The organism is Nostoc sp. CHAB 5715 (assembly GCF_020829685.1).
In the GTDB taxonomy this organism is placed as follows: Bacteria; Cyanobacteriota; Cyanobacteriia; order Cyanobacteriales; family Nostocaceae; genus Nostoc.
This window is the reverse complement of sequence record NZ_JAIVFR010000400.1, coordinates 1-6348: the sequence shown is the minus strand read 5'-3', so window position 1 is coordinate 6348 and position 6348 is coordinate 1. Positions and strand designations below refer to the sequence as shown.

At 44.6% G+C, this 6348-nt stretch carries 3 protein-coding genes and 1 pseudogene; 1 reads left to right on the top strand and 3 read right to left on the bottom strand.

The features are described from left to right. Window positions 1-59 precede the first annotated feature (59 nt). Together LC574_RS21325 and LC574_RS21320 are read right to left on the bottom strand one after the other, a co-directional pair. On the bottom strand, window positions 60-1343 hold the full coding sequence (locus LC574_RS21325; protein ID WP_229455478.1) for a bifunctional oligoribonuclease/PAP phosphatase NrnA: 1284 nt from the start codon (window positions 1341-1343) through the stop codon (window positions 60-62). Window positions 1344-2376: 1033 nt separating this feature from the next. Then, on the bottom strand, window positions 2377-2874 hold the full coding sequence (locus LC574_RS21320; RefSeq protein ID WP_094327290.1) for an HNH endonuclease: 498 nt from the start codon (window positions 2872-2874) through the stop codon (window positions 2377-2379). 618 nt (window positions 2875-3492) lie between these two features. Here LC574_RS21320 and alr point away from each other — a divergent pair. Then, complete coding sequence (gene alr / locus LC574_RS21315) at window positions 3493-4680, top strand: alanine racemase (protein ID WP_229455477.1); 1188 nt, start codon at window positions 3493-3495, stop codon at window positions 4678-4680. Between the two features lie 125 nt (window positions 4681-4805). Here alr and priA read toward each other — a convergent pair. Further along, window positions 4806-6245: pseudogene (gene priA / locus LC574_RS21310) on the bottom strand (primosomal protein N'); the annotation flags it as partial. Between the last annotated feature and the right edge of the window lie 103 nt (window positions 6246-6348).

The window sequence follows — 6348 nt, the reverse complement described above, 5'->3', positions numbered from 1 at the left end:
TATAACCAAACACTTTGACTCCAGCATGAGTTAGGAGTTCTCCCCATCTCCTTGTCCCTCTACTCCGACTGAATTGGGTTATCTCTGGGATTAACTAACCTCAGCAGTTTTTGCTTAATTTGAGCGTCGAATACTTCCCATTTCATTTTCGCATAGGCAGAATTTTCGTTGCTGCCAGATAAGAAGCCCATTGGAATTTCAAAGCCGCCTGCGCTTGTCCTTCCACCGCCGAAAAAGCGCCCTGCACTATCTTGTCCAAAGGCTTCTTTGATGAATTCATCGGGGTCAAGGGTAAGTTTGCTAGTTCTCAGGGAGCCAATGACTATTTCGAGTTCTTCGTCTTCATCGTGAACAATGCCATAAACTACGGCGGTATGGACGTTTTCTTCGGTGACAAGAAAATCAGCCGCTTGGGGGATGGCGTCACGGTCTTCGTAGCGTAGGTAACCAACACCAGCGATGGAAAAGTTATTTTGGACGATGCGATTTTTTAGCGATCGCTCGATCACATCCATTACCCGCTTGGAACGATTCGCCTGTAAAATAGCGTTTAGCAATTGAGCATCATAAAATCGGCTTAAATACGCCGCTGCCATAAAGTCTTCTTCTTGCGCTTGCATGAGCCGATTTGTATCTGATCGCAAGCCGTGCATCAAGGCTGTAGCGCATTTGACGTGTTGATTTACGCTGGTATCTAATGCCAGTAATCCCGTTTGCAGGTATTGAGTAAAAATTGTTGCCGTCGCTCTTACATAGGGACGGATATCCTCAAACTCTGATTGCAGGTCGCCTTGGATACTGTGATGGTCAACGAGTACCACTAAAGGAATTCCAGCCTGCTGTACTGCTGACAGTAGTTGTGAAGTGGTTCCCTGGTTATCAATTAATACAAAACCTTGGTAAGATGACAAATCTTTGGTTTTCAAGGTTTGCGGCGTCCAGCGTTGGATAGGTAAATTAGTCAGCCTTACCAAGGCAATATTTTCTTGATGGCTTAATGCGCCAGCATAAATGATTTCACATTTTATATCATATTGCTGGGCAATCAACTGATAAGCCCAGGCACAGGAAAGGGCATCAGGATCAGGAAAATCTTGCAGAATAACCAGTTGGCGATCGTGTCGGTGTGCCAGAAGGGTTTTTTGCAGTTCTTCTGACTTTTGTTGTGCCAGGGAATTACCACGCTGACTAAGATATATAGCTCCTTCACCTACCGATGGCGGTAATGACGGAGTTTTAAATGAAACTTCCACTGGCGCTTTTTCTATTTCAGGTTCCTCTGGGTTTGGCTCTGTGGTCAATGACAAACTCTCAAACTGAGTAATGGGAGAATTCAAGTACATAGGGAACTTTTTTAAAGTGTGAGGCTCCTTTAATTCAGAAATACTACAATCAGCAATTCACTGAATCTAGCCACATTATCTCGATCTTCGCAAAAATATCAGGACATTGCACTATACATCTAAGTATATTTTTGTCAGTCATAGCAGCGCTCAACAATGGTCAACAATGGACTAAATTCAACTCTTAGACGTATAGGTGCTAGAAACAAGGAAGTTTACTATATAGGGCTTTCTCTGAAAGCATAAATCTGTTTGAGGAGCTTTTTTTGTGTTTGGTCAATTCGAGTAATGGGATTTTAATCTGACAACACCTTAGCCAAAAAAAGAAGTAGTCTAGCTTTTGCCGAAATAGCCCAAGACAAGACTATGCTTGATTATTAGGCAAACGTAAAACCCCAGTCCAAACGTACACGACAGTCAAAACTACTTCCACAGAAACCATACAGGATTTTATTGGCTCTTGTTTTTCCCGGATGGCAAAAACAAGGGTGTAAAATCTTAGGTTTGTTCTATATCAAGGCTTGTAAATTGGCGAAGGTATTGAATCTGACTTAGGGTATAATTTCTATCTTAGACTTTAGACTAGTCCTTGATATTTTAAACAGTCTTATGCTCAATACTCTCATTATTGTGATTATTGAGCAATTAACAATTATTCTTATTGAACAATGCGTGTTTTTCGTCTCCTTTAAAAATTCTGAGAATTTAGAGGCAAGCCTAGTACCGCAAGGCGGAAGTCAAAAGTCAAGAGTGGTGTATTATATCAAGGCTTTTGCAAGTTTGAAAATGGTAGCTTGATTGATGCCGCGCTGTACTAATGCAAGAAGGCAGAAGCTAGGGAGGAAAGAGCAAGCCCCATACTCACATGTAGAGGCTTGAGCGTTGACGCATTACGCTTGTTTACGAGACGCGATCGCGATCATTGCAAGTAATATAGTCACCAATTTTTCAACAATCAATAACTAAAGTTATTGGCACTGTCCCAAAGCAAAAATGTAATTCTTCTTTCTCCTTTGCTCCTCTGCTTTTTTCTTCAAAGACCTATAACATACTTTTGCCATTCTGTATGCAGTCCACTCTTAAGATGTTTGCTGACCTCGAAATAGAGGCTGCTATAAGGTTGGCGAGGAGGATGACGTAAAGGCATGTGAGCTTCATGGGGAGTGCGACTGCCTTTTTTAACATTGCAACGCACACAAGCGGTCACAATGTTCTCCCAGGTATCGCCGCCGCTACGCGATCGCGGTATTACATGGTCTAAGGTCAACTCATCCCCTGTGTAACCACAGTATTGACACGCATGACCATCACGGTGCAAGATATTTCGGCGAGTCAGAGGAATTTCTTTATAAGGAACACGCACGTAATGACGCAACCGGATCACGGTCGGCAACGGGAAATCCGAGTATAGGAATTTACCGTTGTGTTCCACGCGTTCTGCTTTGCCCTTAATTAACAGAACGACAGCGCGACGCCAACTCGTTATATTGAGAGGTTCGTAAGAGGCGTTTAAGACTAAAACCTTCCCCATTTATCTGCGCTCAGGGTATTAGCTTTACATAAATGTTAACACAAATACACCCTGCTAGGGAGATGAGAATAAATTATACTTTTGGGAGAATTCGGCAATTAAGTTATGAGTAGAAGTTGAGAAGTGAGGAGTATCTCTGGCTTTGCTCGCAAGTCATAAATCTTAACTTTTACTTTACTACCGCAACATCTTGTATCAATTCCAATATGAAGGTTACACTTCCTATTTAACAAAGTTTGGGGGTTTAAGTAAAGAGCTTCTATTAAGCAGCACGTTTTGATGGCTAAATCTAAATCCCCGTCACAAAACGTAATTGCGAACTTGTACTGCCCTTCCCTGCGGGACGCTGCGCGAACGACTACGCTCAGGAACCGCGACTTGTGCCGACTTGTGCCGCCCTTCCCTGCGGGACGCTGCGCGAACGACTACGCTCAGGAACCGCGACTTGTACGCTCGCTAGCCGAAGTAAGCCGAGGTAAGCCGAAGTATTGCGAACTTGTACTGAGCTTGTCCTGAGCGTAGCCGAAGTATTGCGAATTATTTTAATCTGATCTCGCTTTAGTAAGCGTGTATAGATAACTTGGAAGTTTAGCCGTGGTAGGATAGGAGTCAGTACAAATGTTAAGTCGCAAACAAATCCCTGGTGTAGTTCCTAATCAGCAGTGCGACACCTACGCGTGGTTTTCGCAACGAGCCTGGGTAGAAATTGACTTAGGGGCGTTGTCGTACAATGTACAGCAATTGGTGCAGTTTTTATCGCCGCGTACTGAGTTGATGGCAGTAGTAAAAGCTGATGCCTATGGACATGGAGCGGTAACAGTCGCCCGAACTGCAATCGAATCGGGGGCTAGTTGGCTGGGAGTCGCTACAGTTCCAGAAGCTATTGAATTGCGAGAAGGCGGGATTCAAGCACCCATTTTGATTTTAGGGGCAACTCATACACCAGAGCAGATTCATGCGATCGCACATTGGAAACTTCAGCCCACACTCTGTAGCCCTAAACAAGCTTTAGTATTTTCCGACACTCTAGAATTCATGAATCATGGTTCTCCAGTCCCCGTACACATCAAATTAGATACGGGAATGTCTAGGTTGGGAACTAATTGGCAGCAAGCTGGGGAATTTGTGCAATTAGTGCAGCGCTTACCACATCTATCTATTGCCAGTATTTATTCTCATTTGGCAACAGCAGATGATCCTGATACTACGGCAATGGAAGAACAGCATAGACGATTTGAGGAAGCGATCGCTCAAATCAAAGCAATGGGAATTCAGCCACCCTGCTTGCATTTGGCAAACTCAGCTGCTGCACTTACAAATCCGGCATTGCATTACGACATTGTGCGAGTAGGTTTAGCTGTTTACGGACTTTATCCAGCGCCGCATTTACAAAATGCGATCAATCTCAAGCCGGTTTTGCAACTTAAGGCAAGAGTTACCCAAGTTAAAACAATTGCCGCAGGAACTGCTGTTAGTTACGGGCATCAATTTATTGCCCCGCGTGAACTTTGCCTCGCCGTCGTGGGAATTGGCTATGCTGACGGTGTGCCTCGTAATCTTTCCAACAAAATGCAAGTGTTAATTCGCGGTCAGCGAGTTTCGCAAATTGGGACAATTACAATGGATCAGTTGATGCTGGATGTGAGTGCCATACCGAATATCCAAGAAGGGGAAGTTGTCACCTTACTAGGGGAACAGGGAAAAGAAAACATTTTAGCAGACGATTGGGCAGAACAACTAAACACTATTTCCTGGGAAATTCTCTGTGGGTTTAAGCATCGTCTGCCTCGTGTTGCAGTTATGTAATTGGGCATGGGGCATGGGGCACTTGTACTGAGCGAAGCCGAAGTATTGGGCATTGGGCAGAGGGGAAAAACTTGACTTTTATTTCTCCCCTGCTCCCTCATCTCCCCCTGCTCCCTCATCCCTCCGACGCTTACCCAACTCTCCAACGAAGGCGTAGCGGAACCCAACACCAAGGGGCAATTTTCTAATTCGGCTCGCCACTGGGCGACGGTACGGGCGTGGTAGGTGGGTATGGGGGAGTCTTGTTTAAAACTGCTATCGTGTTCTTCATCTAAAATAATTAAACCCAAATTGGGCAAAGGGGCGAAAACGGCACTGCGCGTACCAATGACAACTTGTGGCCCTCCTGTGAGCATTTGTCGCCAAGTGTCGTAACGTTCACCATCGGAGAGGGCGCTGTGATAGACGCTGACTTTATTACCAAAACGGGCGCGAAAACGATCGGTTAGCTGGGGTGTGAGTCCAATTTCTGGGACTAAAACAAGGGCGGATTTGCTTTGGTTGAGGAGAGGTGCGATCGCTTGTAAATATACTTCGGTTTTTCCTGAACCTGTCACCCCATGCAACAAAACTTCAGCAAATCCATCTAGTGTCTGGATTGTTTCTAAGGCGCTAGCTTGAGCATCAGTTAAGGATTTAGCCCCATCGCCTGCTAATGCTGGCCCCTGTTCGGTTCGCAATACTTCCCGTTCTTCGATGACGATGTAACCCTTTTGTGCCAACGTTTTGAGGATAGAAGAACTAGCATTGCAAATTTGTAGTAATTCATTTTGCCACAACTCGCCACCACGCCGCCGCAGCACTTCCAAAATCTCTCTTTGGCGAGTAGTTAATTCGTGGTCAATTGTACCTGTGACCGTGACTGCTTTTTGCAGTTTTGGTCGAGTTAGTCGCGGCGGTTCTAAGTAGCTTTCTACTAAACCAAATCGCAGCAACTCCCGAATTCCCCGATAGGCAGATTTGACTTTTTGTTGGAGGTAGACAAAACTGTAGTCTCCCGCCGGTTGCGCTTGTAAAAGTTCCCAAACTTGCCGCGCAGTTGGAGTCAAAAAAGCTAAAGGATCAGGAGATGCCAGTAAATAACTACTTCCCCCTGCCCCTCTTGTACTGAGCGCAGTCGAAGTATGCCCTCTGCCTCCAACAAGGCGAATACGACGCTGCGATCGCCCCAGCAACCCTGGTGGCAGAGCAACCCGGATTACTTGAATTAGGGGCGTATAGTAATATGCAGCAACTCGATTGAGTAATTCCCAATAAGCACTTGGGAAAAATCCAACGCTGACTATATCTTCTACTTCCCGGATTTTTTCTGGTGGTAGTTCGACATTTGGTTGTGCCAGTAACCGAATAGCGATCGCTCCTAATTGTTGTGCCCCAAATGGCACGCTCAAAATATCCCCTGGTTTTATTTCTAACTGGGCTGGCAATCGATAAGTAAATAGTCCTGTACTTCCTGGACAGTCTACCAGTACTTCAACCCACCTATTAAGAGTTGTACCTGACTGGTATGATTCACTAAGTTCAGCTACTAATAAAGGAGATAATTTTACGTCATTAATATACATAGTTTCTGACTTTCTAGTTAGATATTTCCCTCACCTAGCTGGTCAAAAATAACCTAGCTAAATTAAGTCTAATTTTTTATTTTGTTAGACTTAAATGGTATTT

Excerpts from the sequence above, each read along its gene's own strand:
- LC574_RS21320 (WP_094327290.1), bottom strand. The coding sequence starts at position 2,874 with ATGGGGAAGGTTTTAGTCTTAAACGCCTCTTACGAACCTCTCAATATA.
- alr (WP_229455477.1), top strand. The coding sequence starts at position 3,493 with ATGTTAAGTCGCAAACAAATCCCTGGTGTAGTTCCTAATCAGCAGTGC.
- LC574_RS21325 (WP_229455478.1), bottom strand. The coding sequence starts at position 1,343 with ATGTACTTGAATTCTCCCATTACTCAGTTTGAGAGTTTGTCATTGACC.